At 65.2% G+C, this 24269-nt stretch carries 21 protein-coding genes and 2 pseudogenes; 11 read left to right on the top strand and 12 right to left on the bottom strand.

What is annotated here, in order from left to right; translation table 11 throughout:
• Positions 1-130: 130 nt before the first annotated feature.
• A complete protein-coding gene (pth, locus tag AB3X95_RS23170) occupies positions 131-736 on the top strand; it encodes an aminoacyl-tRNA hydrolase (RefSeq protein ID WP_176368423.1) in 606 nt (201 codons plus the stop codon).
• Between the two features lie 50 nt (positions 737-786).
• On the top strand, positions 787-1866 hold the full coding sequence (gene hisC, locus AB3X95_RS23165; protein WP_176125066.1) for a histidinol-phosphate transaminase: 1080 nt from the start codon (positions 787-789) through the stop codon (positions 1864-1866).
• 77 nt (positions 1867-1943) lie between these two features.
• Here the strand turns inward: hisC and AB3X95_RS23160 are convergent, their stop codons facing one another.
• Positions 1944-2201 carry a YfhL family 4Fe-4S dicluster ferredoxin gene (locus tag AB3X95_RS23160; RefSeq protein ID WP_176125067.1) on the bottom strand — a complete coding sequence of 86 codons (258 nt, stop codon included), beginning with the start codon at positions 2199-2201 and terminating at the stop codon, positions 1944-1946.
• A 238-nt stretch (positions 2202-2439) separates the two neighbouring features.
• On the opposite strand from AB3X95_RS23160, the pseudogene AB3X95_RS23155 reads away from it, so the two are divergent.
• A pseudogene (locus tag AB3X95_RS23155) lies at positions 2440-2707 on the top strand (winged helix-turn-helix domain-containing protein); the annotation flags it as partial.
• Between the two features lie 57 nt (positions 2708-2764).
• Here the strand turns inward: AB3X95_RS23155 and coaD are convergent.
• Together coaD and rsmD are read right to left on the bottom strand one after the other, a co-directional pair.
• Positions 2765-3274, bottom strand: coding sequence for a pantetheine-phosphate adenylyltransferase (gene coaD / locus AB3X95_RS23150; protein WP_176109624.1), 510 nt, complete (start codon positions 3272-3274; stop codon positions 2765-2767).
• Positions 3275-3374: 100 nt separating this feature from the next.
• Complete coding sequence (gene rsmD, locus AB3X95_RS23145) at positions 3375-3989, bottom strand: 16S rRNA (guanine(966)-N(2))-methyltransferase RsmD (protein ID WP_176125068.1); 615 nt, start codon at positions 3987-3989, stop codon at positions 3375-3377.
• A gap of 249 nt (positions 3990-4238) precedes the next feature.
• Here rsmD and ftsY point away from each other — a divergent pair, with 249 nt between their 5' ends.
• Positions 4239-5393: a signal recognition particle-docking protein FtsY gene (gene ftsY, locus AB3X95_RS23140; protein ID WP_368622658.1), complete on the top strand. Its 1155-nt coding sequence runs from the start codon at positions 4239-4241 to the stop codon at positions 5391-5393.
• Between the two features lie 121 nt (positions 5394-5514).
• On the opposite strand, the gene maiA is transcribed toward ftsY, so the two are convergent.
• Both maiA and AB3X95_RS23130 read right to left on the bottom strand, forming a co-directional pair.
• Complete coding sequence (gene maiA, locus AB3X95_RS23135) at positions 5515-6159, bottom strand: maleylacetoacetate isomerase (protein WP_368622657.1); 645 nt, start codon at positions 6157-6159, stop codon at positions 5515-5517.
• A gap of 34 nt (positions 6160-6193) precedes the next feature.
• Complete coding sequence (locus AB3X95_RS23130; protein WP_176368426.1) at positions 6194-6892, bottom strand: fumarylacetoacetate hydrolase family protein; 699 nt, start codon at positions 6890-6892, stop codon at positions 6194-6196.
• Between the two features lie 221 nt (positions 6893-7113).
• On the opposite strand from AB3X95_RS23130, the gene ybiB reads away from it, so the two are divergent.
• Entirely contained in the window at positions 7114-8085 is a 972-nt protein-coding gene (gene ybiB / locus AB3X95_RS23125) for a DNA-binding protein YbiB (protein ID WP_176368445.1), read from the top strand.
• A gap of 377 nt (positions 8086-8462) precedes the next feature.
• Positions 8463-9449: pseudogene (locus AB3X95_RS23120) on the top strand (2-isopropylmalate synthase); the annotation flags it as partial.
• Positions 9450-9643: 194 nt separating this feature from the next.
• On the opposite strand, the gene AB3X95_RS23115 reads toward AB3X95_RS23120, so the two are convergent.
• Complete coding sequence (locus AB3X95_RS23115) at positions 9644-10027, bottom strand: nuclear transport factor 2 family protein (RefSeq protein WP_008921685.1); 384 nt, start codon at positions 10025-10027, stop codon at positions 9644-9646.
• Positions 10028-10068: 41 nt separating this feature from the next.
• Positions 10069-10632 (bottom strand): acyloxyacyl hydrolase, encoded by a 564-nt coding sequence (locus tag AB3X95_RS23110; protein ID WP_368622656.1) that lies wholly within the window; start codon positions 10630-10632, stop codon positions 10069-10071.
• 353 nt (positions 10633-10985) lie between these two features.
• Here AB3X95_RS23110 and rpoH point away from each other — a divergent pair, with 353 nt between their 5' ends.
• The 4 genes from rpoH (at position 10986) to cydB (ending at position 15351) form a co-directional block, all read left to right on the top strand.
• Positions 10986-11921, top strand: coding sequence for an RNA polymerase sigma factor RpoH (gene rpoH, locus AB3X95_RS23105; protein ID WP_176125074.1), 936 nt, complete (start codon positions 10986-10988; stop codon positions 11919-11921).
• A gap of 416 nt (positions 11922-12337) precedes the next feature.
• Positions 12338-12598: a cytochrome oxidase putative small subunit CydP gene (gene cydP, locus AB3X95_RS23100; RefSeq protein WP_368622655.1), complete on the top strand. Its 261-nt coding sequence runs from the start codon at positions 12338-12340 to the stop codon at positions 12596-12598.
• Positions 12588-14180 (top strand): cytochrome ubiquinol oxidase subunit I, encoded by a 1593-nt coding sequence (locus AB3X95_RS23095; RefSeq protein ID WP_176368428.1) that lies wholly within the window; start codon positions 12588-12590, stop codon positions 14178-14180. The genes cydP and AB3X95_RS23095 overlap by 11 nt, the downstream gene beginning before the upstream one ends.
• Positions 14181-14214: 34 nt before the next feature.
• On the top strand, positions 14215-15351 hold the full coding sequence (gene cydB, locus AB3X95_RS23090) for a cytochrome d ubiquinol oxidase subunit II (RefSeq protein ID WP_368622654.1): 1137 nt from the start codon (positions 14215-14217) through the stop codon (positions 15349-15351).
• Positions 15352-15475: 124 nt separating this feature from the next.
• Here the strand turns inward: cydB and nagE are convergent, their stop codons facing one another.
• From nagE to AB3X95_RS23065, 5 genes are all read right to left on the bottom strand, one after another.
• Complete coding sequence (gene nagE, locus AB3X95_RS23085) at positions 15476-17293, bottom strand: N-acetylglucosamine-specific PTS transporter subunit IIBC (RefSeq protein ID WP_368622653.1); 1818 nt, start codon at positions 17291-17293, stop codon at positions 15476-15478.
• A 131-nt stretch (positions 17294-17424) separates the two neighbouring features.
• On the bottom strand, positions 17425-20019 hold the full coding sequence (gene ptsP, locus AB3X95_RS23080; RefSeq protein ID WP_368622652.1) for a phosphoenolpyruvate--protein phosphotransferase: 2595 nt from the start codon (positions 20017-20019) through the stop codon (positions 17425-17427).
• A gap of 11 nt (positions 20020-20030) precedes the next feature.
• Positions 20031-21047, bottom strand: a complete 1017-nt coding sequence (locus AB3X95_RS23075; protein ID WP_176125079.1) for an SIS domain-containing protein — start codon at positions 21045-21047, stop codon at positions 20031-20033.
• Positions 21031-22134 carry an N-acetylglucosamine-6-phosphate deacetylase gene (nagA, locus tag AB3X95_RS23070; RefSeq protein WP_368622651.1) on the bottom strand — a complete coding sequence of 368 codons (1104 nt, stop codon included), beginning with the start codon at positions 22132-22134 and terminating at the stop codon, positions 21031-21033. The genes AB3X95_RS23075 and nagA overlap by 17 nt, the downstream gene beginning before the upstream one ends.
• A 75-nt stretch (positions 22135-22209) precedes the next feature.
• Positions 22210-22944, bottom strand: a complete 735-nt coding sequence (locus AB3X95_RS23065; protein ID WP_013088293.1) for a GntR family transcriptional regulator — start codon at positions 22942-22944, stop codon at positions 22210-22212.
• 368 nt (positions 22945-23312) lie between these two features.
• Here AB3X95_RS23065 and AB3X95_RS23060 point away from each other — a divergent pair, with 368 nt between their 5' ends.
• Positions 23313-24239, top strand: coding sequence for a GNAT family N-acetyltransferase (locus tag AB3X95_RS23060; RefSeq protein ID WP_368622650.1), 927 nt, complete (start codon positions 23313-23315; stop codon positions 24237-24239).
• Positions 24240-24269: the final 30 nt, after the last annotated feature.

Below are 24269 nucleotides of genomic sequence, written 5' to 3'. Positions count from 1 at the left end.
AAGCAATCCTCTCGATCCGTTTCCGATGAAACGGTCGATGTGACCCGCCGAGGTTCGCCTTGGCGGGTTTTTTTTCGGCTTTTTTTAGTCCGGTGCATTTCACTTCCGGACTTGGTGGACTCACGCAATCATGATCAAGCTGATCGTCGGGCTCGGCAATCCGGGCGCCGAATACACCGCGACGCGTCACAACGCCGGCTTCTGGCTGGTCGATCAACTCGCACGCGAGGCTGGCACGACGCTGCGCGACGAGCGGCGCTTTCACGGCTTTTACGCGAAGGCGCGGTTGCATGGCGAGGAACTGCATCTGCTCGAGCCGCAGACCTACATGAACCGTTCTGGTCAGTCGGTCGTCGCGCTTGCGCAATTCTTCAAGATTCTTCCCGACGAGATCCTCGTCGCGCACGACGAGCTCGACATGCCGCCCGGCAGCGTAAAGCTGAAGCTCGGGGGCGGCAGCGGCGGGCATAATGGCCTGAAGGACATCAGCGCGCATTTGTCGTCGCAGCAATACTGGCGGCTGCGGATCGGCATCGGTCATCCGCGTGATCTGATTCCCGAAAGCGCGCGCGCCGGCGCGAAGCCGGACGTCGCGAACTATGTGCTGAAGCCGCCGCGGCGAGAAGAGCAAGAGGTCATCGACGCGTCGATCGAGCGCGCGCTCGCGGTGATGCCGCAGATCGTCAAGGGCGAGCTCGAACGCGCAATGATGCAATTGCATCGCAATAACAGCTGACGCGCGCCACATCCTTCGAAACCCGCAATCGACCCCGCGAGGAGAATCGCTTGAGCCGCTACTGGAGCGACATCGTTCACCGTCTGACGCCGTACGTGCCGGGCGAGCAGCCCGCGCTCGCGCATCCGGTGAAGCTGAACACCAATGAGAATCCGTATCCGCCGTCGCCGCGCGTGCTCGACGCGATCCGCCGCGAGCTCGGCGACACGGCCGACGCACTGCGCCGCTATCCCGATCCGAGCGCACGCAAGCTGCGCGAAACGGTCGCCGCGTATCACGGCATCCGCGCCGACCAGGTATTCGCGGGCAACGGCTCGGACGAAGTGCTCGCGCTGACATTCCAGGCTTTGCTGAAGCACGACAAGCCGCTGCTGTTTCCCGATATCACGTACAGCTTCTATCCGACCTATGCGAAGCTGTTCGAGGTCGACTACCGCACCGTCCCGCTCGACGGGGGTTTCGCGATCAACGTGGACGACTACGCGGTGCCCAATGGCGCCATCCTGTTTCCGAATCCGAACGCGCCGACCGGCCGGCCGCTGGCGCTGGCGGAAATCGAACGCCTCGTCGCCAGCCATCCTGATTCGGTCGTGGTGATCGACGAAGCCTATGTCGACTTCGGCGCCGAGTCGGCGATTGCGTTGATCGACCGCTATCCGAATCTGCTCGTCGTGCAGACCGTGTCGAAGTCACGTTCGCTCGCCGGCATGCGCGTCGGGTTCGCGTTCGGCGATGCGGCGCTGATCGATGCGCTCAATCGCGTGAAGGACAGCTTCAATTCGTACCCGCTCGACCGCCTGGCGCAAGCCGCTGCCACCGCCGCGTACGAAGACGACGCGTGGTTTCGCGAATGCTGCGCGAAGGTGATCGCGAGCCGTGAACGGCTCGCGGCGGAATTGACCGCGCTCGGCTTCGAGGTGGTGCCGTCGGCCGCGAATCTGCTGTTCGCGCGGCATCCAGGGTACGACGCGGCGACGCTCGCGTCGCGGCTGCGGGAAAAGGAAATTTTCGTGCGGCACTTCAATGCACCGCGGATTGACCAGCATCTGCGGATCTCGGTCGGCACCGACGCCGAGTGCGACATTCTGCTCGACGCGTTGCGGGGTATTTTCAGCGCTTACGTCGGATAACCGAAACGCCGCCGCAAAAGGAAACGGCGAAGGCCCGCTGGCCTTCGCCGTTTCCTTTTGCGCGTCACCCGCGCACGTCAGGTGCCTTTGGCGGCCTGCAACGCGTGATATTTCGCGATCAAACCCTCAGGCGTTTCGAGGTGGTTCGGGTCACGCGGAATGCACTCGACCGGGCACACCTGGATACACTGCGGCTCGTCGAAATGCCCGACGCACTCGGTGCACTTCTTCGGATCGATCACATAGATTTCCGGGCCCATCGAAATCGCGTCGTTCGGGCACTCAGGCTCGCAGACGTCGCAGTTGATGCACTCGTCGGTAATCATCAGGGCCATGCTGCCACCAACTTTGCTAGATAAAACAACACATTATAGCTTTTTCGCCCCCGCGCGGTCGTGCAATCCCGCGCCGGCACCATGGGCGACTGCGCTTCCTGGTTAGGTAGATTTCGTTGCCAACTGGTTGGCGTATGCGCTGTTCAACGCCAACTGAATGCTAAACATGCCGACATGCGGGAATTGCCGGGCTGTTTCGGTGACAAGGCCTTTGTGCCGGGTTCGACAAGAATGTAGAGTCGATCCGCTCGAAGAAAAGATCCTGGAGTTCGTTGCTCGCATGAGGCAAAAAACGAACGCCTGTCGGTTCGAGACATGATGGCCCAAAGTGCGCTCGGGCCTCCGGCCACCTTGCATGCCCGGATCACGTCAATGCGCGAAAAAGGCTGGCTGCTGCTCCACGTCACCGAAGATGCTCGCCGCAACAGGTCGAGCTAACGCCCGCCGCCCTCCGACTCTTCGACAAACTTGCCGCGGCATTCGCCAAGGCCGCGAAGGGTAGCTGACATTGCACTGCGTCGGATAAATGATCCGTCAGAATCGGCCATTCGCGCGACTCAGGCTCACGTCCCCTGGGCACCGCCCTGCGGGTCCAGCGACGCGACCTTCTCCTTCAGCCATTTTTCGACCGACGGGAATACGAACTTGCTGACGTCGCCGCCCAATTGCGCAATCTCCCGCACGATCGTGCCCGAGATGAACTGATACTGATCAGACGGCGTCATGAACATCGTCTCGACGTCCGGAAGCAGATAGCGGTTCATGCCCGCCATCTGGAACTCGTACTCGAAGTCCGACACCGCGCGCAGACCCCTGACGATCACCCGCGCGTTGTTGCTCCGCACGAAGTCCTTCAGCAGTCCCTTGAAGCTCATCACCTGGACGTTCGGATAGTGGCCGAGCACCTCGTGCGCAATCGCGAGGCGCTCCTGGAGAGTGAAAAACGGCTTCTTGGCACGGCTGTCGGCCACACCGACCACCAGCGTGTCGAAAATGCTCGACGCGCGCCGAACGAGGTCTTCGTGACCGCGCGTCAGCGGATCGAACGTGCCCGGGTACACGGCGACTACCATGAGACTTCTCCTCTTTTCAGACAAAAGGGCACGTCCAAGCGACGCATTTCGCACCGGCGCGGATGACGATAAACCGCCCGGCCCTTTTTTGGAACGCGCATTATTCCTTATTTTCGCGCTGCAGCAAATGAAAGTGCACTGCGCCCGCCTTGCCCTGCCGCACGACCTCCCAGCCCGCAAGCGACTGATGAGCGGTCGGTTCGAGCGCTTCGCCGGCCTCGACATAAAGATAGCCGTCGGGGCGCACGAGCGGCACGGCCACCGCGAGCGCCTTGCCGAGCAGGTCGGCATCGAACGGTGGATCGAGGAACACTACGTCGAACGAGCCTGGGGCGAGGCTCGCCGCAAGACGCAAGCCGTCCGCCTCGGCGATTTCGATCATGCGTGCATCGAGCCGCTGCTGATTCGCGCGCAACTGGCCGGCGGCGCGCGCATGACGCTCCACCATCAGCACGCGCGCCGCGCCGCGCGACGCAGCTTCGAAGCCGAGCGCGCCGCTACCGGCGAACAGATCGAGACAGTGCTGGCCGTCCAGGCGCTGGCCGAGCCAGTTGAACAGCGTTTCGCGGACGCGGTCGGGCGTCGGGCGCAGGCCGTCCAGATCGAGCACGGGCAGCGGCGTGCGTTTCCAGTCGCCGCCGATGATGCGAATGGCATGCGGCTTGCCGCCTTTGGACGAGGCGCCAGCGGCGCGTGAAGGTGCTAAACGAGGCATGCAGTATCGTGCAGTTTCAGCGAGGTGTTGAATACACCCGCGGCGCCGGTGCGCGCGGGCCGGAGCGCCCACGTTACCACAGGGGCGGCGCGCGTCCAGCTTGCCGGGCGGCCAATACGACGCACCGCGGCACGCCTGATAAAATGTGCGGCTGCCAGCGCCCCGCCTTTTCGCATCCCGGCGCTGCCCACCGCTTCGCCGGTCCCGTGCCGGCTGCGCGCATCGGCGCGCTCTCCCATACGTCAGATCATGTTCAGCTTTTTCAAACGATTCAAGGGTTCGAAAGAGTCCGATACCGCCGCAGACGAATCGCTGGCGGCGCAAGACGGCGCGACGCCCGAGGCCGAGGCCGTCGAGCCGGTTTCGCCCGCCAAATCCGTCGAGCCCACGCCGGCCGCCGTTCCGCCTGTGGTCACGACCATCATCGAGCCGCAGCCCGAGCCGCAAGACGCCGCGCTCGACAGCGTGGAAATCGTCCCGCCGCCCATGCAGGACGCCGGCGCAAAACGCTCGTGGCTCACGCGCCTGAAGAGCGGCCTCGCGAAAACCAGTTCGAACCTGACTGGCATCTTCGTCGGCACGAAGATCGACGAGGACCTGTACGAGGAACTCGAAACCGCGCTGCTGATGTCGGACGCCGGCGTCGAGGCGACCGAATTCCTGCTCGAATCGCTGCGCGAGAAAGTGCGCACCGAGCGCCTGACGGACCCGCAGCAGGTCAAAACCGCATTGCGCACGCTGCTCGTCGAGTTGCTGAAGCCGCTCGAAAAATCGCTGATGCTCGGCCGCGCGCAGCCGCTCGTAATGATGATCGCCGGCGTCAACGGCGCGGGCAAAACCACCAGCATCGGCAAGCTCGCGAAGCATCTGCAGAGCTTTCACCAGTCGGTGCTGCTCGCTGCCGGCGACACGTTCCGCGCCGCCGCGCGCGAACAGCTTGCCGTCTGGGGCCAGCGCAACAACGTGACCGTGGTCGCGCAAGAAAGCGGCGATCCGGCTGCGGTGATCTTCGACGCGGTCGGCGCCGCGCGCGCGCGCAAGATCGACGTGATGATGGCCGACACGGCTGGCCGCCTGCCCACGCAGTTGCATCTGATGGAAGAACTGCGCAAGGTGAAGCGCGTGATCGGCAAGGCGCAAGACGGCGCGCCGCACGAAGTGCTGCTCGTGATCGACGCTAACACCGGCCAGAACGCGCTCACGCAGGTCAAGGCGTTCGACGACGCGCTCGGCCTCACCGGCCTGATCGTCACCAAGCTCGACGGCACCGCGAAGGGCGGCATCCTCGCGGCGATCGCGCGGCAGCGGCCGATTCCGGTGTACTTCATCGGCGTCGGCGAAAGGGTCGAGGATCTGCAGCCGTTCAGCGCGGAGGAGTTTTCGGACGCGCTGCTGGGCGGCTGATCCCGCAATCGCTTGACCGCCGCGGCGCTCGCCGCTCGCGGCGCGCAAAAAGGAAAAGGGCACTCCGCGGGGTGCCCTTCTTCGTTTCGAGTCGCCGTCAACGCTTCAAGCGATCCCGCGATCACTCCGCGTCCGGCTGCACGCCCGGCGCAGCGCGGGCGAACGCATCGAGTTGCATCGCGTGGTCGTAGATGCGCTGGATCGTCGGAAACTTTGCGGTGTCGACCTTGAAGCGCTGTGCGTTGAAAACCTGCGGAATCAGGCACGCGTCGGCAAGTGTCGGTGTGTCGCCGAAACACAGTTTGCCGGTGCGCGCGTCGCCGGCGAGACGCGCTTCCAGCGTCGCGAAGCCCGCGTCGATCCAGTGCCGGTACCACGCGTCCTTCGCGTCGTCGTCGACTCGCAGCGTGTGCTTTAGATAGCGCAGCACGCGCAGATTGTTCAGCGGATGAATCTCACACGCGACCTGCAGCGCCACCGAGCGCACATAGGCGCGATCGAGCGGCGCCTTCGGCAGCAGCGGCGGCTCCGGATGCGTCTCCTCGAGATACTCGATGATCGCGAGCGACTGCGGCAGCAAATGATTGCCGTCGGCGAGCGTCGGCACGATGCAGTCCGCGTTGATCTTGCGATACTCGGGCTTTAGTTGCTCGCCGCCTTCGCGCACCAGGTGCACGGGCACGTAGTCGTACGTCAGGTTCTTCACGTTCAGCGCGATGCGCACGCGATACGACGCCGAGCTACGAAAATAGCTGTAGAGCTTCATGTTGTCTGCCTCCTCCACCTGCCCGCAAGCCGTCTCAAACGACGCGTACGCTGAATTCGCCGAGTCCGTCCACGCCGCCCCTCATCAGGTCACCCTTCACGACCGCGCCGACGCCTTCCGGCGTGCCGGTGAAAATCAGGTCGCCGGGCTGCAGTTCGAACAGCGTCGATAGATACGCGATCGTCTCCGCCACCGACCAGATCAGCTGCGACACGTCCGCGCGCTGCTTGTCCTCGCCGTTCACCGACAGCCAGATCGCGCCCTTGCCGATGTGACCAACAGCCGAAGCCGGATGGATCGGGCCGAGCGGCGCCGAGTGATCGAAGCCCTTGGCGGTGTCCCACGGACGACCCATTTTCTTCGCTTCGCCTTGCAGGTCTCGGCGCGTCATGTCGAGACCGAGCGCGTAGCCGTAGACGTGGTCGAGCGCGCGCTCGACGGGGATGTCTTTGCCGCCCTCGCCGATCGCCGCGACCATTTCCATTTCGAAATGGACGTTCTTCGTCTGCGACGGATATGGGAATTCGCCGGTGGTGCCCGGCGCGACGTAGACGACCGCATCGGCCGGCTTCGAGAAGAAGAACGGCGGTTCGCGGTCCGGGTCGTGGCCCATTTCGCGCGCATGCGCTTCGTAGTTGCGCCCCACGCAGTAGATGCGGCGCACCGCGAACTGCTCGCTCGACCCCACGACCGGCACCGCGACCTGCGGTGCGGGTGCAAACACGTAACTCATCCCGTTCTCCGTTTTTCGATGGGCGCCGCCGAGGCGGCGAGAAACATCGAGTGTAACGCGCGGCACGGCGCGGGTGCATGTGAGGCGGGCCGTCGCGCGTCACCGCGTGCCAGCTTCGCCGCTGTTCGCCCGCTCGCCATAGATGCGATACTCACACCGAATAGCTTCCCGAATGCCGTAGCCGACGCCCAAGCGCGGCACGCCACCGCCTCTTGCGCACGATGACCGACTCGACCAATACGACTTCTCCCTTCCCCTGCGCCCGCTTCATCAAGGAAATCGGCCGCGGCCCGAACGGCGCCCGCGCGCTGACCGCCGACGACACCCGCGCGCTCTACACCGCGATGCTCGACGGCCGCGTCGACGATCTCGAGCTCGGCGCGGTGCTGCTCGCGTATCGCGTGAAAGGCGAAACCGCCGACGAACTCGCCGCGATGCTGGCCGCCGCGCATACGTCGTTCGAGCCGGTGCGGCTGCCCCACGGCGCGTTTCGGCCCGTTTCGATTCCGTCGTACAACGGCGCACGCAAGCAGCCGAACCTCGTGCCGCTGCTCGCACTGCTGCTCGCGCGCGAAGGCGTGCCGGTGCTCGTGCACGGCGTCACCGAAGATCCGGGTCGCGTGACGAGCGCGGAAATCTTCACGCATCTGCGCATCGCCCAGGCGCAGTCGCACGCGCAGATCGAAGCAGGTCTCGCCGAGCGTCGCGTCGCGTTCGCGTCGATCGACGTACTCGCGCCCAAGCTCGCTCGCCTGCTCGCGCTGCGCCGGCGCATGGGCGTGCGCAACTCGACGCATACGCTCGTGAAGCTGCTGCAGCCATTCGCGCCCGCGGGGCTGCGGCTCGTGAATTACACGCATCCGCCGTATCGCGACAGTCTCACGCAGCTGTTCATCACGCATCCCGATGCGGCCGTCGGCGGTGCGCTGCTCGCGCGCGGCACCGAAGGCGAGGCGGTCGCCGATACGCGCCGCCAGGTGCAAGTCGACTGGCTGCATGACGGCATCTGCGAGACGCGGCTGCCGCACGAGCGCTCGTCGCCCGATGCGCCCGAAGTCGAGCTGCCCGAAGCGCGCGACGCGGCGACCACGGCCGCCTGGATCGACGCCGTGCTGCGCGGCGAAGCACCGGTGCCGGGCGCGATCGAGCGGCAGGTCGAGCTGATCGTCGATATCGCGAAGACGGCGGCCTGACGGCCGCGGGTTGACAGGCCAACGCCCGCCGTCATACATTTGGCCCCATGCGTTCCCTCCCGAACACCCTCCGAATTATCTCCGGCCGCCTAGCGCGGCCCCTATCGCTACGCCTGGCGTAAGTCACGCGTAGCGCCGCGCGCTGGCAGCTCCGGTTGCCGTCGGCGGTCCTCCCGGTAGTTCCCGCAGTCTCGCTTCACCCCCGTCGTAGTTCTCCACAACCTGTCGTCGTTTGCATTCGTCCGTTTACCGCGCGGGCGAAGCGAGAGGATCACATGCACGTTGCCTCGGGCATCCGCACCGAGCATGCGTGACAGTCGGCCAACCGCTCGACGTCCCACCCTCCGCCGACGACACCACGAATGAGGCACCTCACCATGTTGCGCAATCCCGCTGAAAAGTACCGTCCCTTTCCCGCCGTGCGGCTGACCGGCCGCAAATGGCCGAGTCGCACGATCGACGCCGCGCCCGTCTGGATGAGCACCGACCTGCGCGACGGCAACCAGGCGCTGATCGAACCGATGAACGCCGCGCAAAAGCTCGAGTACTTCGAGATGCTGGTCGCGATCGGTTTCAGGGAAATCGAAGTGGGCTTTCCGTCGGCCTCGCAGACCGATTTCGACTTCGTGCGCAAGCTGATCGACGAGCGGCGCATTCCCGACGACGTCACGATCGAAGTCTTCGTACCGTCGCGCGCGGAGCTGATCGCACGCACGTTCGAAGCGCTCGAAGGCGCGCCGCGCGCGATCGTGCATCTGTATAACGCGATCTGCCCGTCGTTTCGGCGCATCGTGTTCCAGCAATCGAAGGACGAGATCAAGGCGCTCGCAGTCGAAGGCACGCGCGTCATCAAGGAACATGCGCAGGCGCGGCCGGGAACGCACTGGACCTTCCAGTACTCGCCCGAGACCTTCAACACGACCGAGCTGCCGTTCGCGCGCGAGGTATGCGACGCGGTCGCGCAAACGTGGCGGCCGACGCGCAATCACAAGATGATCGTCAACCTGCCGGCAAGCGTCGAAGCGGCCACGCCGAACGTATTCGCCGACCAGATCGAATGGATGCACCGCAACCTCGGCTACCGCGACAGCATCGTGCTGTCGGTGCATCCGCACAACGATCGCGGCACCGCCGTGGCCGCGGCACAGCTCGCGCTGCTGGCGGGCGCCGATCGCATCGAAGGCTGTCTGTTCGGCAATGGCGAACGCACCGGCAACGTCGACCTCGTCACGCTCGCGGTGAACCTCGACGCGATGGGTATCGACAGCGGTCTGGATTTCTCGGATCTAGCGGCGATCCGGCGCGTGGCGGAGCGCTGCACGCGGCTTCCAGTGGCCGCGCGGCATCCGTATGCGGGAGAAGTGGCGATGCGCGGCTCACGCGCGGCGCGCGACGCGGATGCCGAGCGCGATGAATACGGCGCAAACAGCCGCGATAAAGCTGAGGATTGCGCAACCGCGTAAATCCGACTTGAGCTTGCGGCGGCGGAGTGCGCACCCCGCCGCATTCGGCTGCCGGGACGGGCGCGCTCGCAAGGCGCGCCCGCGCGATGAAAATCTCACTCCAGCGCGCAACGCGTCGCCTGCCATGCGATCAGCCGCCACTGGCCGTCTTCGTGTGTGTGAATCGCGGTGTACGCAATCGGGAACAGCAGCGCGCCGTTGTTCGCTTCCATCTCGATCAGCGCGCGGCCCGTGACCACGTAGGTCTCGCGCCCGGCCGGCAGGACGTCTTGCGACTGCACCTCGATTTGCCGATAACGACGGCGCCCCGCGGTGATCCCGTCGATGAACTGTCGCTTCGTCTCGCGCTTGCCGTTCGTATGAACGTAGCTCACGTTGTCAGCGAGCAGCGTGTCGAGCGACTGCCCATCGCCGTCGACCATCGCGCGAAATCGCTCTCGCTCGAGCCCGCGAATCGCTTCGATCATCTTTGCCGCCATTGCAGAGCCCCTGGAACACCGCGAGCCGCAAGGGGCCACGGTCAGAAGTGATATTGCAAATATAGCTGGCTGAAATTTATACCAGGATTCGGCTCTTTGATACCGCCATTGGAAACATGCTGGAAGCGGTAGCCGGCGACATACTGCTGATGAGCGCCGAACCGCAGCCCGACGCCCGCCATCTCGGAGAACTGGAACGCGGTGCCCAACGTGAAGTCGGAAGAAATGCGCGGGCTGGTCAGCAGCCCGACGCCGGCACCCACCTCGATGAATGGCCGCACCAAGCCCGACGACTTGACGAAGCGGATCACCGGCGTCACACCGATCTCGCCGATGTTGTCGTGAACGTTTCCTTCATTGGTGTGCCACCACGCGACGTGCGCCTCGCCGATCAGCGCGAAATGCCAGTCGCCGATCTGCCACCAGGTGAGGTTGGGGTCCCAGACCACGCCGAGATCGAGCCTCTTGACGTGACGATCACCGACGCCGGCGGCCACCTGCACGCCGAACTGGTCAGCCCGGGACGCGCCCGCCGCACCCAGCAGCAGAACGGCCAACGCACTTTTTAGAGTAAGTCCACGGATCACAAGGTTCTTGTTGTTCATTCAGCCCCCATCCTGGTGACTATTAAGCGAGCGCCCCCTTTGTTCCGAGCACGATTTAGGGGCAAGTATGTTCCAGGTTATGCGCCCAAACAGCAATTATTCACTTTAGAACAGAACGATGTCAGTCGATCATGAGGCGGCAGCCGCCTCGAACGGTAATTTGTACAGGTTCAACGCACAGTGCAAATAGAGCGTATGATGACTATCAGAACTCAAGACTCCATAGGATTTTCCGGAACTTGGATACCCCTGCGACATCTAAGTATTAGCACTCGGCAGATCTGAGTGCTAACATCCATCGCTGGAGTCGTTTACTGAGTACGCTATTGTCTGATTCCAAAGGAGCTTCACACGTGAGCCATGCAATGACCCTTCCGAGTACTTTGAGCCCGTCGTCGGCTAAGGCCGCTCCGGCAGGTGCACTGGCGCTCTCGCATTCCTCGCTGCTGTCCGGTCAACTGGGCAACATCGACGCCTATATTCAGGCGGTCAACCGGATTCCGATGCTGACGCCGGCGGAAGAACGCCAGTTCGCCATTGAATTGCGCGAACATGACAATCTGGAGGCGGCGCGCCGCCTCGTGCTGTCGCACCTGCGGCTCGTCGTGTCGATCGCGCGTAACTACCTCGGTTACGGGTTGCCGCACGCCGACCTGATCCAGGAAGGCAACATCGGCCTGATGAAGGCGGTCAAGCGCTTCGACCCCGAGCAAAACGTGCGCCTCGTGTCGTACGCGATGCACTGGATCAAGGCCGAGATCCACGAATACATCCTGCGCAACTGGCGCATGGTGAAGGTCGCCACCACGAAGGCGCAGCGCAAGCTGTTCTTCAACCTGCGCAGCCACAAGCAGGGCCTCGGCGCGTTCACGCCGGACGAGATCGAAGGTCTCGCGAAGGAACTGAACGTGAAGCGCGAAGAGGTCGCGGAGATGGAAACGCGTCTGTCGGGCGGCGATATCGCGCTCGAAGGTCAGGTCGAAGACGGTGAAGAGTCGTACGCGCCGATCGCCTATCTGGCCGACTCGCATAGCGAGCCGACCGCCGTGCTGGCTTCGCGTCAGCGCGACCGGCTGCAAAGCGACGGCATCGCAAGCGCGCTCGACGCGCTCGATCCGCGCAGCCGCCGCATCATCGAAGCGCGCTGGCTGAAGGTGGCCGACGACGGCTCGGGCGGCTCCACGTTGCACGAGCTGGCCGACGAGTTCGGCGTGTCGGCCGAACGTATCCGCCAGATCGAAGCCAGCGCGATGAAGAAGATGCGCGGCGCACTGACCGAATACGCGTAAAAACGTCGAAGCCATGCGCGCGTCAATTGTGTCCCGCCGACGACGTGGGTAAAAGCGACACACGGTAACCGGTCGCGTACTATTTAGCGACCATCGCGCTCAAGCCCCGCCCTCGCAAGACGGCGGGGCTTTTTCATTCCTTTCGTCCATTCGTGCGTCTCCCGGCCGCAGCGCATTCGCGTAGGCCTGTCCCCAAGCCGGCCTGTCGAGCCCGGTAAGCCTTTCTTGACGTATCGCGAGTCCGGTAGCAATACTGCACAGACGCGGCAAGTTTCGCGACGTGATGCCGCATGGCTAACCCTGAGCGCGCGAGGTTCTCCCTCCTACTGTCGGCATGCATTCGCCAGACAGCCTGACGGCAAGGGCGGTCTGGATCCGGCCGGACTCTCCGGCGTGAAGTCGTCTTTCGACCGATCATGACCCTAGCCCTCAATCGCAGCAGCACTGTCCGGTCGCGCTTGCGCGGCGGGTTCACCAGGTGGGTGCGCGGTCCAACCCTGGCGCGCGATATCGCCATCATCCTCGTCATCAAGTTCGCCCTGCTGATGACGCTCAAATTCGCATTCTTCAATCATCCGCAGGCGGAGCAGATGATGCTGCCGTCTCAGCAGGTCGCGCAGGCACTGCTGTCGGTGCCCGCCCCGCACCCGTCCGGAGGTGATCAACATGCCCGTTAGCGAAGTCGTAGAACTGTCGCGGCTCCAGTTCGCCATCACGGCGCTTTATCACTTTCTGTTCGTGCCGCTCACGCTCGGCCTCGCCTGGTTGCTCGTCATCATGGAGTCGGTCTACGTGATGACCGGCAAGCAGATCTACAAGGACATGACGCAGTTCTGGGGCAAGCTGTTCGGGATCAACTTCGCAATGGGCGTCGCGACTGGCCTCACGCTCGAATTTCAGTTCGGCACCAACTGGGCCTATTACTCCCATTACGTCGGCGACATTTTCGGCGTGCCGCTCGCCGTCGAAGGACTGATGGCGTTCTTCCTCGAATCGACGTTCGTCGGTCTGTTCTTCTTCGGCTGGAACAGATTGTCAAAAGTGCAGCATCTGATCGTCACGTTCTGTGTCGCGCTCGGATCGAACCTGTCGGCGCTGTGGATTCTGATCGCCAACGGTTGGATGAACAATCCGGTCGGCGCGACGTTCAACTACCAGACGATGCGCATGGAGCTCGACAACATCGGCTCGGTGATCTTCAACCCGGTCGCACAGGTGAAGTTCGTGCACACGGTGTCGGCCGGTTACGTGACCGCGGCGATGTTCGTGCTCGGGGTGTCGTCGTGGTATCTGTTGAAGCGCCGCGACACCGAGTTCGCGCTGCGCTCGTTCGCGATCGCCGCCGGTTTCGGCCTCGCGTCGGCGCTGTGCGTAATCGTGCTCGGCGACGAATCCGGCTATCGCACCGGTGAAGTCCAGCAGGTCAAGCTCGCCGCAATCGAATCCGAATGGGAGACCGCGCCCGCGCCAGCGCCGTTCACGGTATTCGGTATTCCCAATCAAAAGGAGCAGCGCACCGACTACGCGATCCGCGTGCCGTACGCGCTCGGCATCATCGCGACCCGCTCGCTGAGCGAACCCGTGGTCGGCCTGCGCGACCTGATCGTCGAAAACGAGGGGCGTATCAAGAACGGCATGCTCGCCTACTCGGCGCTGCAGAAGTTGAAAGGCGGCGACTCGAGCGACGAAGCGCACGCCGCGTTCGACAAGTACAAGGAAGATCTCGGCTACGGCCTGCTGCTCAAGCGGTTCGCGCCGAACGTCACCGATGCGACGCCAGACCAGATCGCGGCCGCGGCAAAAAGCACGATTCCGCCAGTGCTGCCGCTGTTCTTCTCGTTCCGCATGATGGTCGGCCTCGGCCTGCTGTTCCTCGCGACCTTCGTGCTCGCGTTCTGGTTCTGCGCGCAGCGCACGCTGCTGCTCGAAAAGCGTCGCTGGTTCCTGCGCTGGGCGGTCATCGCGATTCCACTGCCGTGGCTCGCCGCCGAGCTCGGTTGGATCGTCGCCGAAATGGGCCGCCAGCCGTGGAGCATCGCGGGCATTCTGCCGACCAACCTGGCCGCATCGACACTGACGCCGCGCGATCTGTATCTGAGCATCGGCGGCTTCGTGCTGTTCTACACGGGGCTGTTCGTCATCGAGATCATGCTGATGCTCAAGTACGCACGGCTCGGCCCTTCGTCGCTGCATACCGGCCGCTATCACCACGAGAACGACCAGCAGGTGACTCAGCCGCTGTCGAACACGGCCGCGTGACGCGCCGCCACACCGCTTCAGAGGAATAAGCCATATGGACTACGCAGCTCTCAGACTGATCTGGTGGGTATTGATAGGTGTACTGCTGATCGGCTTCGCGCTCACCGACGGCTTCGACATGGGCGCGGCGATCCTGCTGCCGTTCATCGCCAGGACGGACGCCGAGCGCCGCATCGTCGTGAACACGGTCGGCGCGACGTGGGAAGGCAACCAGGTCTGGTTCGTGACCGCGGGCGGCGCGATGTTCGCGGCGTGGCCGCTCGCCTACGCGGCATCGTTCTCGGGCTTCTACTTCGCGATGCTGCTGGTGCTGTTCGCGCTGTTCTTCCGTCCGGTCGGGTTCGACTATCGCGGCAAGCGCGAGGATCCGCGCTGGCGCAACGCGTGGGACTGGGGTCTCTTCATCGGCGGCTTCGTACCGGCGCTGGTGTTCGGCATCGCGTTCGGCAATCTGCTGCAAGGCGTGCCGTTCTCGTTCGATACCGATCTGCGCGTCACCTATCACGGCAGTTTCTTCGACCTGCTCAATCCGTTCGCGCTGCTGACGGGTCTCGTCAGCGTGTCGATGCTGGCCGCGCACGGCGCGGCGTTCGTCAAGTGGAAGACCGATGGCGAGGTTCACGAGCGCGCGTCGAAGGCGCTGCGGCTCTCGGCGCTATGCGCGGTGGTGCTGTTTCTCATCGCGGGCGCGCTCGTCGCGACGATGATCGGCGGCTATCAGATCGTCGACATGCCGCCGCTCGACGCGGTCTCCAATCCTTTGATGAAAACCGTGATCGGCGCGCCGGGTTTGTGGCTGAACAACTACGCGCTCTATCCGTGGATGGCGATCGCGCCGCTCGCGGGTTTGGTCGGCGGGGTGCTCGCGGTGCTGCTCGCACGCTCGCGCTTCGAGGCGACGGCGTTTCTGTCGACGTCGCTGATGGTCGTCGGCGTGATCCTGACCGCGGGCTTCTCGATGTTCCCGTTCATCATGCCTTCGTCACTCGACGGCCGCAGCAGCCTGACCATGTGGGATTCGACGTCGAGTCAGATGACGCTCGAAATCATGCTGTTCGCGGTGATCCTGTTCCTGCCGATCATCCTCCTCTATACCGGCTGGGTTTATCGCGTGATGCGCGGCAAGGTGACCGCCGCTGCGATCAAGGAAAACCACCATTCGATGTATTGAGCGGGACCATAAGCGGGTGGCTCGCCTGGCCGCACGCTTTGGTCGTAGACGCGAAAGCGGCACCTTGGGATGGGACAAGGTGCCGTTTTTTTTCTCTCAACAGTGCCCAACAGCCATCAGCCGATCAAGCGGGTACCGGCGCCGCGCCCGCGCCACCGCCTTGCGACGACAGCCGCTCGGCCAGCTTCTGCGCATAGCGCTGCGCGGCCTCGCCGACGACGATATGGAACGTGTTGGTCGACACCCACGCGGTATCGAGCGACGCGAGGCGCTGACGATCGATCGCCGCCGCATCGCGCACGACCACGCGCAGACGCGTCGCCGCGACCGCATCGAGCGAGACCACGTTGCCCGCGCCGCCGAACACGGCGAGCCAACGCAGCGGATCGGGGTCGAGCGGACCGCCTTGCGCGTCGTCGGCGTGCCCGGCGTTTCGCGCGGCCGGCGCGGCAGCGGTAGCCGGCGCGGCAGCGGTAGCCGGCGCCGACACGGCAGCACTCGCCACCTTCACTGCGTCGCCCTGACCCTGCGCGATCGCCGTACGCATCTCATCGGCGATGATGTCGGCTTCCGGTCCGATGATCACCTGCACGTTGTTCGCGCCGCGCTTGAGCACGCCACGCGCGCCGATCGACTTCAGTTCGCTTTCGGAGACCTTGTCCGCATCGACGACCGACAGGCGCAGACGCGTCGTGCACGCATCCACGACCGACAGGTTCGCTGCGCCACCGAGCGCCACGATATAACGCTGCGCACGCGGCACGGCCGCACCGGCCGCCGGCGCGACGAAACCACCCTCCGCGAACGACTCGACCTGCTCTTCCGCAGCGGCGGGCTCACGGCCCGGCGTCGCCATATTGAACTTGCGGATGAAGAAGCGGAACAGACCGTAGTACACGACCGAGTACACGATGCCGAGCGGAATCGCCCACCAGCCCTTCGTCGACAGACCGAAGTTCAGCACGTAGTCGATGAAGCCCGCCGAGAAGGTGAAGCCGAGGTGAATGCCGAGCGCCGAGCAGATCGCAAGCGACAGCCCCGTCAGCAGCGCGTGGATCGCATACAGCACCGGCGCAAGGAACATGAAGCTGAACTCGATCGGCTCGGTCACGCCGGTCAGGAACGACGTGAGCGCCATCGAGAACAGCAGGCCGCCGGCCACCGCGCGACGCTCCTTCGGCACCTCGTGGAACATCGCGAGACACGCGGCCGGCAGGCCGAACATCATCACCGGGAAGAAGCCGGTCATGAAAGTGCCCGCGGTCGGGTCGCCGGCGAAGAAGCGGTGCAGGTCGCCCGTGACCGCCGCGCCGCCGGCCGGCGTGAAGCTGCCGAACACGAACCACGTCAGCGAGTTCAGGATGTGATGCAGGCCCGTGACGAGCAGCAAGCGGTTCAGCACACCGAACACGAAGGCGCCGAGCGCGCCGGCCGTCGTGAGCCAGTGGCCGGCCAGATCGATCGCGCTCTGCACCGGCGCCCACACGTGGCCGAATATGATGCCTAGCACCACGCAGACCACGCCTGTCACGATCGGCACGAAGCGTTTGCCGCCGAAGAACGCCAGGTAGTCGGGCAGCTTGATGTCCTTGTAGCGGTTGTACAGCAGTCCCGCGACGATCCCCGCGATGATCCCCGACAGCACGCCCATGTTGAGCTTGTCGTTGATGTCCTTCATCACCGCGGTCTGCACCAGATAGCCGATCGCGCCAGCCAGACCCGCGACGCCGTTATTGTCTTTGGCGAAGCCGACCGCCACACCGATCGCGAACAGTAGCGGCAGGTTGTCGAAGATCGCGCCGCCCGCATCGGCGATCATCTTGATGTTGAACACGTCGGGCTGGCCGAGCCGCAGCAGCAGGCCGGCGACCGGTAGCACCGCGATCGGCAGCATCAGCGCGCGTCCCAGGCGCTGTATCTTCAGAAACGGATTTGCATCCATCGGTATCTCCAATTTTGTCTCGTGGGGTAAGTCTTCGGTGAGTAGTGCAGCAATGCGGAGAATCGCGCCGCGCGTGAAGGCAGCCGTACTGCCGGACGCACGGCGTTGGAGTTCTCCATTTGATTAATCTTTCAATCGAGCGGCCACGTCGCGCGGCTTGCGGCTCGAACCGCCTGCGCCGAGTCGAGCGCGAGCGCCTCGCGAGCGCGCTGGCGGCACAACTGATAGTCGAGCGTGCGCACGCGTGCCTTGATGCCGGGCACCGAGACCGGATCGACCGATAGCTCGGTCACACCCAGGCCCACCAGCAGCGGCATCGCGAGCGGGTCGCCGGCGAGCGCGCCGCACACGCCGACCCATTTGCCATGCTTCGCGGCGCCTTCGACGGTCGCCGCGATCAGCCGCAGCACCGCCGGATGCAGGCCGTCCGCCTGCGCCGCGAGATCGGGCTGGCAGCGGTCCATCGCGAGCGTGTATTGGGTCAGGTCGTTGGTGCCGATCGACAGAAAATCGGCGTGCTGGGCGAGCTGATCGGCGAGCAATGCGGCCGACGGCACTTCGATCATCACACCCACTTCGACCGGCTCGGTGCTGCCCGCTTCGCGTGCCAGTTCGTCGATACGCTTGCGGATGCGGATCAGTTCGCCCGCATCGGTGACCATCGGCAGCAGGATGCGCACCGCGCCGATCGGACGCACCGCGAGCAGGCCACGCAGCTGGTCGTCGAGCAGATCGGGGCGCACCTGCGCGAGGCGCACGCCGCGCAGGCCGAGCGCGGGATTCGGCTCGGGCGGCAGCGTCAGATAGTCGACTTCCTTGTCCGCGCCGACGTCGAGCGTGCGGATGATCGCGCTGCGGCCGCGCAACGCATCGACGATCTCCTGATAGCTGTGGCGGTGCTCGTCCGCGCTCGGCGCGGCCGGGCGGTGGATGAACAGCAGCTCGGTGCGCAACAGGCCGACCGAGTCGGCGCCGTTGTCGACCGCGGCGTTCGCGTCGTCGAGTGTGGCGATGTTGGCGGCCACTTCGATTGCGCGGCCGTCGGCGGTCGCCGCTGCCTGTTGCGAGGTGCGGCGATTCGCTTCGCGCACGTCGGCGAGGCGGCTGCGTTCGCACCGGGCGCGCTCGACGTCGAGTTCGGTCGGCGCGAATTCGAGCCGGCCGGTGCTCGCGTTCACCACCACCTGCGTGCCATCGGGAATCGCATGCAACGCGTCGCCGACCGCGACCAGCGCCGGGATGCCCGCCTGACGCGCGAGAATCGCCGCGTGCGAGGTCGCGCCGCCACGTGCCATCACGAGCGCGGTCACACGCGTGCGGTCGAGCGACGACAGATCCGACGGCGTGAATTCGTCGGCCGCGAGCACCGCCTCGTCCGGCAGCGTGCGGGCGGCGCTGCTCGTGTAGCCGAGCGCGCGCTGCACACGCTTTTCGATGTCGCGCAGATCGGCGGCCCGCTCGGCGAGCAGTGCGTCTTCGACATTACTCAGGATGTCTATTTGCGCGCGGATCGCCTCGCGCCACGCAAAACCCGCGCTCTTGCCGAGGCTGATCAGATCGCGCGCGGCGTCGAGCAGCGTCGGATCTTCGAGCAGCACGCGATGCACCGCGAAGATTCCCGCCTCGCCGACCGCCCCGCGTTGCGACGCATCGCGCACGATCGTGTCGAGATCGGCGTCGACGGTCGCGATCGCCTTGTCGAGCAGACGGCTTTCCGCCGCCGACGTGCCGCTCGCCTGCTCGGGCGGATCGATATCCGCGTCGTCCCAGCGCACCAGCTTGCCGACGGCGACGCCCGGCGCAGCGCATACACCCGCGAGCGTATTCGGCGCGAGCGGCTCGCCCGCGGCGGGCGTGGCAACCACGGTCGTCGGTGCTGTCGCCGGCCGCGCGGGCTTGTGTTCCACCTCACCGTGCGCTTCGCGCGTCAGTTCATCGGCGACAGCATCGACCGCCGCCTGCGCGTGCGGACCGACGCCGAGCAGCTCGACGCTCGCGCCTTCGCCGGCACCGAGTCCCAGCAGACCCACCACGCTTTCGATCGGCGCCTTGCGCCCGTCGTAGCGCACTTCGACGCGCGCGTCGAAGCCGCGCGCCGCTTCGCGCGCTCGCGCCGCGGGCCGCGCATGCAAACCGCCCGCGTGCGTCAACGTGATCTGCCGGCGCGCTTCGTCCATCACCTGCGCGGCGCACGCCTCGCGCGCCGCGTCATGGCTGACGCCTTCGCGCGCGCGCAGCACCAGCAGCGGCGTTGCGCCGGCCTTGACGTGACCGTCCGGGGCCCGCTCGATGATCTCGAACGCATCCGAATTCGCGATCGCGACCACCGACACGAGGCTCGGCGCGTTCAGCGCGACCTGATCCTGATCGAACTCGATCAGCACGTCACCGGCGCGCACCTTGGCGCCCTGCGCGACCATCGGCGCAAAACCCTTGCCGTTCAGTCCGACCGTGTCGATACCGATATGCAGCAGAATCTGCGCGCCTTCGGCGCTCTCGAGCGTCACCGCGTGGCCGGTGCGCGCGAGATGCGCGACGACGCCGTCGCACGGCGCGACGAGCCGCCCCTCGAGCGGATCGACGCCGATGCCGTCGCCGAACATGCCGCCCGCAAAAACCGGGTCCGGCACCTTCGCGAGCGGCACCACCGGACCGGTCAGCGGTGCAAGCAAAACAATGTGATCTTCGGAATGGCTCATCAGGTTGGACTTCTCGACACGTCGCATCGTCGTTCTCGTCAGTGAGTTTCGGTGACTTTGTTCAGATGGCGTGGCGCGTCGGGATTGCGCCCACGCGCGGCGGCAAGATCCGCGGCCATCACGTAAAAGGACAGGATGGCGGCGATCGGATCGAGCGCCGCGTGTGCGGTGGCGACGAGCGGCAGCGAAGCTTCCGCAACGTCATCGGGTGCCGCGAGCAGCACGCGCGCGCCGCGCGCGCGCATGTCGTGCGCGAGTTGCAGCAGACCCGCCTGCTCCGGCCCGCGCGGTGCGAACACGAGCAGCGGATAGTCGCGGTCGATCAGCTCCATCGGACCATGACGCACTTCCGCGCTCGAAAACGCTTCGGCCTGGATGCCGGAAGTTTCCTTCAGCTTGAGCGCGGCTTCCTGCGCGATCGCGAGGCCAAGGCCGCGGCCGATCACGATCATCCGCTCGATGCCGCGCAACTCGTTGACGGCCATCGACCAGTCGAGCCGGCCCGCGCGTTCCAGCGCGTCGGGCAGCGTATTCAGTCCAGCGAGCAACTCGGCGTCGTTCTGCCAATGCGCGACCAGTTGCGCGGAGATCGACAGCATCGCGATGTAGCTCTTGGTCGCGGCAACGCTCAGCTCGGGACCGGCGACGAGCGGCAGATGCCACTCGCACGCGTCGGCGAGCGGTGAGCTCGGGGCGTTGACGGCGGCGACCGTCAGCGCGCCGGCTGCTCGCAACGCGTTCATCGTGCCGACGAGGTCGGGGCTCTTGCCCGATTGCGAAAACGCGAGCGCAAGCTGATCGCGCACCTGCAGCGGCGCCTGCTGCAGCGTCGCGACCGACATCGGCAGCGACGCGACCGGCACGCCCAGGCGGCTCATCGTCAGAGAGGCAAAGTAACTGGCGGCGTGGTCCGAGCTGCCGCGCGCGACGGTCAGCGCGACGTGGCGCGGCTGTTGCGCGAGCTTCGCGGCGAGCGCCGCGACGCGCGAGGTGTCCTTGAGCTGCTCGGCGACCGCTGCGGCGGACGCGAGCGCTTCTTTAAGCATATTCGACAATGGCTTCTCCTTCGACGTAGGTTGCGCTAAGCGCCAGCTCGCGGTCGAAGACGACCACGTCGGCCCACGCACCGCGCGCGATGCGGCCGCGGTCCTCGATGCCGAGATAGTCGGCGGCGTAGCGCGACAAACGGTGGGATACATCGGCGATCGGCAGGCCGATCGAGACAAGATTGCGCAGCGCCTGATCCATCGTCAGCGTGCTGCCCGCGAGCGTGCCGTCGGCCAACCGTACGCCGCCCAGACACTTGGTCACGTGCTGGCTGCCGAGGCGGTACTCGCCGTCGGGCATGCCGGTGGCCGACGTGCTGTCCGTCACCACGTACAGGCGCGGAATCGCGCGCAGCGCGGTGCGGATCGCACCCGGATGCACGTGCAGCAGGTCGGGAATGATTTCGGCGTATTCGGCGTGCGCGAGCGCCGCGCCGACGAGGCCAGGGTTGCGGTGATGCAGCGGCGACATCGCGTTGAACAGATGCGTGAAGCCGCACGCGCCGTGCTGGAGCGCGGCGACCGCGTCGTCGTAGGTGCCGAGCGAATGGCCGAGCTGCACGCGCACGCCGCGCGCCGCCATCTCGGAGATGATCTCCATGTGGCCGGCGATCTCGGGCGCCAGCGTGACGACGCGGATCGGCGCGATCGACAGATACTTGAGCACCTCGTCCATCACCGCCGATACCGCCGCGTCGGGCTGCGCGCCGAGCTTGCCGGGGTTGATGTACGGCCCTTCCAGATGCACGCCGAGCACTCGCGCGCAGCCCGGCGTGCGCGCCCGCGTGACGGTGCCGAGCCCGGCGACGACGTTCATCAGTTCGTCGCGCGGCGCGGTCATCGTCGTTGCGAGGAGGCTCGTGGTGCCGTAGCGCGCATGCGTGCGGGTGATCGTTTCGATCGCGTCGCCGGCTTCCATGACGTCGGCGCCGCCGCCGCCATGCACGTGCAGATCGATGAAGCCGGGCAGGATGTACGGTGCGTCGTTCGTCGACGGATCGACGCGCTCGCCTGACAGCGCCGTGATGCGGCCGTTTTCGTATTCGAGCGTGCCGTGGATCCACCCTTCGGTGGTGAGTATGTTTCCGGTCAGCATGGGTCTCTCTGGTGCGTGATACGTATGCGGCAAAAGTGCGTTCGCCGGACTTGCGGCCTATGCGGCCCGCGCAGTTCAGGTGCGCAATTCAGCGACGAAGTCGTAGTAGTCGTCGCGGCAATAGGTGTCGGTCAGCTCGATCGCGCGCTGATCCGCGCTGTAGCCGATACGGGTAATGACCAGCAGTGCGGTGCGCGGTTCGATGTCCATCAGCGCGGCGATTTCGCTCGACGCGTTGACCGCGCGGAAGTGCTGCAACGCGCGTACGACAGCCGCGCCGCGTTGCTCGAGATAGCTGTACAGCGAGTCACCGATCACGAGCGGGTCGGGCACGATCGCGACCGGCAGCGCCGAATGCTCGACCGCCATCACGATGCCGTCCGCGCGCCGCAGCCGCCGCAGGCTCGCGACGGCCGCCCCCGGCGACAGGCCGAGGTGCAGCAGTTCGTCGCGATTGGCAGCGCGCACATCGCGTTCGAGCCATACCGAATCTGGGCGGAACCCGCGCTGCTGCATCTTCTTCGTGAAGCCGGTGAGACGCGACAGCGGGTCTTCGACGCGCGGCGTGATGAAACTGCCGGCGCCGCGCGAGCGTCGGATCAGTCCCTGCTCGACCAGCAGCTCGATCGCCTTGCGCGCGGTGATGCGCGATACGCCGATCGCGTCGGACAGCGTGCGCTCGGAGGGCAGAGCCTCGCCGGCCGACCAGACGCCGCAATGGATCGCCGTCGCCAGGTTGCGCGCGAGCTGCAGGTAGAGCGGCGTGACGTTGCGCACGTCAGGCATCAATGCGGACCAGCGAGTTTCCATGGGACTCCAGGGACGCCGCGAGCAGCACGGCCTCGAAAAATGAGAGCCCATTATATAACCAACATAATACCAGTCAACGGACTGGTTCCATGTTGGTCAGGACGGCCGGAAAGCCTTACCAGGTAGGGTTAAGATGCGAATTTAAGCGCTGTTGCGAAAGGGATTCGCGGACCAGGACTTTCCCGAATGGGGCCAATTGACGATACCAGCGAGCTGCGACCGGGCTTTAGTGGTATCAAAACACCCTCGATGATCAATACCTGTTTAATACCAATTGGCGCCAGGCTGCGATGGACTGGTTTTGTAAATAAGGGGCGTGCCGATATAGTGCGCTGTACCGACCACAAAAAGTTTCGGGGGAGCCGTCCTTGACTGATTCCGAGGCGCTGCGGCGCGCTCAGGCCGTCCGCCATTTCAATCGCTTCTATACCCAGTGCATCGGCGCCCTGCACGAACATCTGGCGCGAAGCGAGTTCTCGCTGACGGAAGTGCGCGTGCTGCACGAGCTATCGTGTGCCCGTGCGCAGACAGCATCGGTGCTCGGGCGCGCACTCGGCCTCGATAGTGGCTATCTGAGCCGCTTGCTGACCAGTTTCGAGCGACGCAACCTGATCTCGCGCCGCCCGTCCGACACCGACGCGCGCCAGTCGCTGATCGCGCTCACCGAGCACGGCCACGCCACCTACGCACCGCTCGACGCCGCCGCCATCCACGAAGCACTCGGCCTGCTCGACAGACTCAGCGCGCTATCGCAGGAGCAGTTGATCGCCGCGATGAAGCTGATCGAGCGGCTGCTCGGCGACAAGCCGAAGCATGAGCTCGTGGTGCTGCGTCAGCCGCGCGCCGGCGAATGCGGCTGGCTCGTGCATCGGCAGGCGCAGTGGTTCGCCGCCCAATACGGTTGGGATCACACGTTCGAGGGCTTGCTCGCGCGCGTCGTCGCCGAGTACGCGCAGCGCAACGACCCAGTGCGCGAGAAGTGCTGGATCGCCGAACAGGAAGGTCTGGTGGTCGGCTCGGTTTGCCTCGTGGGTGTCTCGACGACGGTCGCGGGCATACGCCTGCTGTGGGTCGAACCGGACGTGCGGCGGCTCGGCATCGGCACGCAGCTGATCAGCGAATGCGTGCGCTTCGCGCGGCGCGCGGGCTACACGAAGCTGACGCTGACCACCGCGAGTGCATTGGCGGAGCCGCGGCGGCTTTGTGAGCGCGCTGGATTCAAGCTGGCCGACAGCGCGACGCAGCGCCGCTTCGGCCACGATCTGATGATCGAAAGATGGGAGTTGGAGCTATAAAAAAAGCACGCGCCAGTGCGGCGCGTGCTT

The sequence above is a fragment of the Paraburkholderia sp. BR13444 genome (assembly GCF_040948755.1).
GTDB classification, from domain to species: domain Bacteria; phylum Pseudomonadota; class Gammaproteobacteria; order Burkholderiales; family Burkholderiaceae; genus Paraburkholderia; species Paraburkholderia youngii.
Note: the sequence above shows the minus strand (reverse complement) of the source record. Positions and strands in the feature narration are given on the sequence as shown.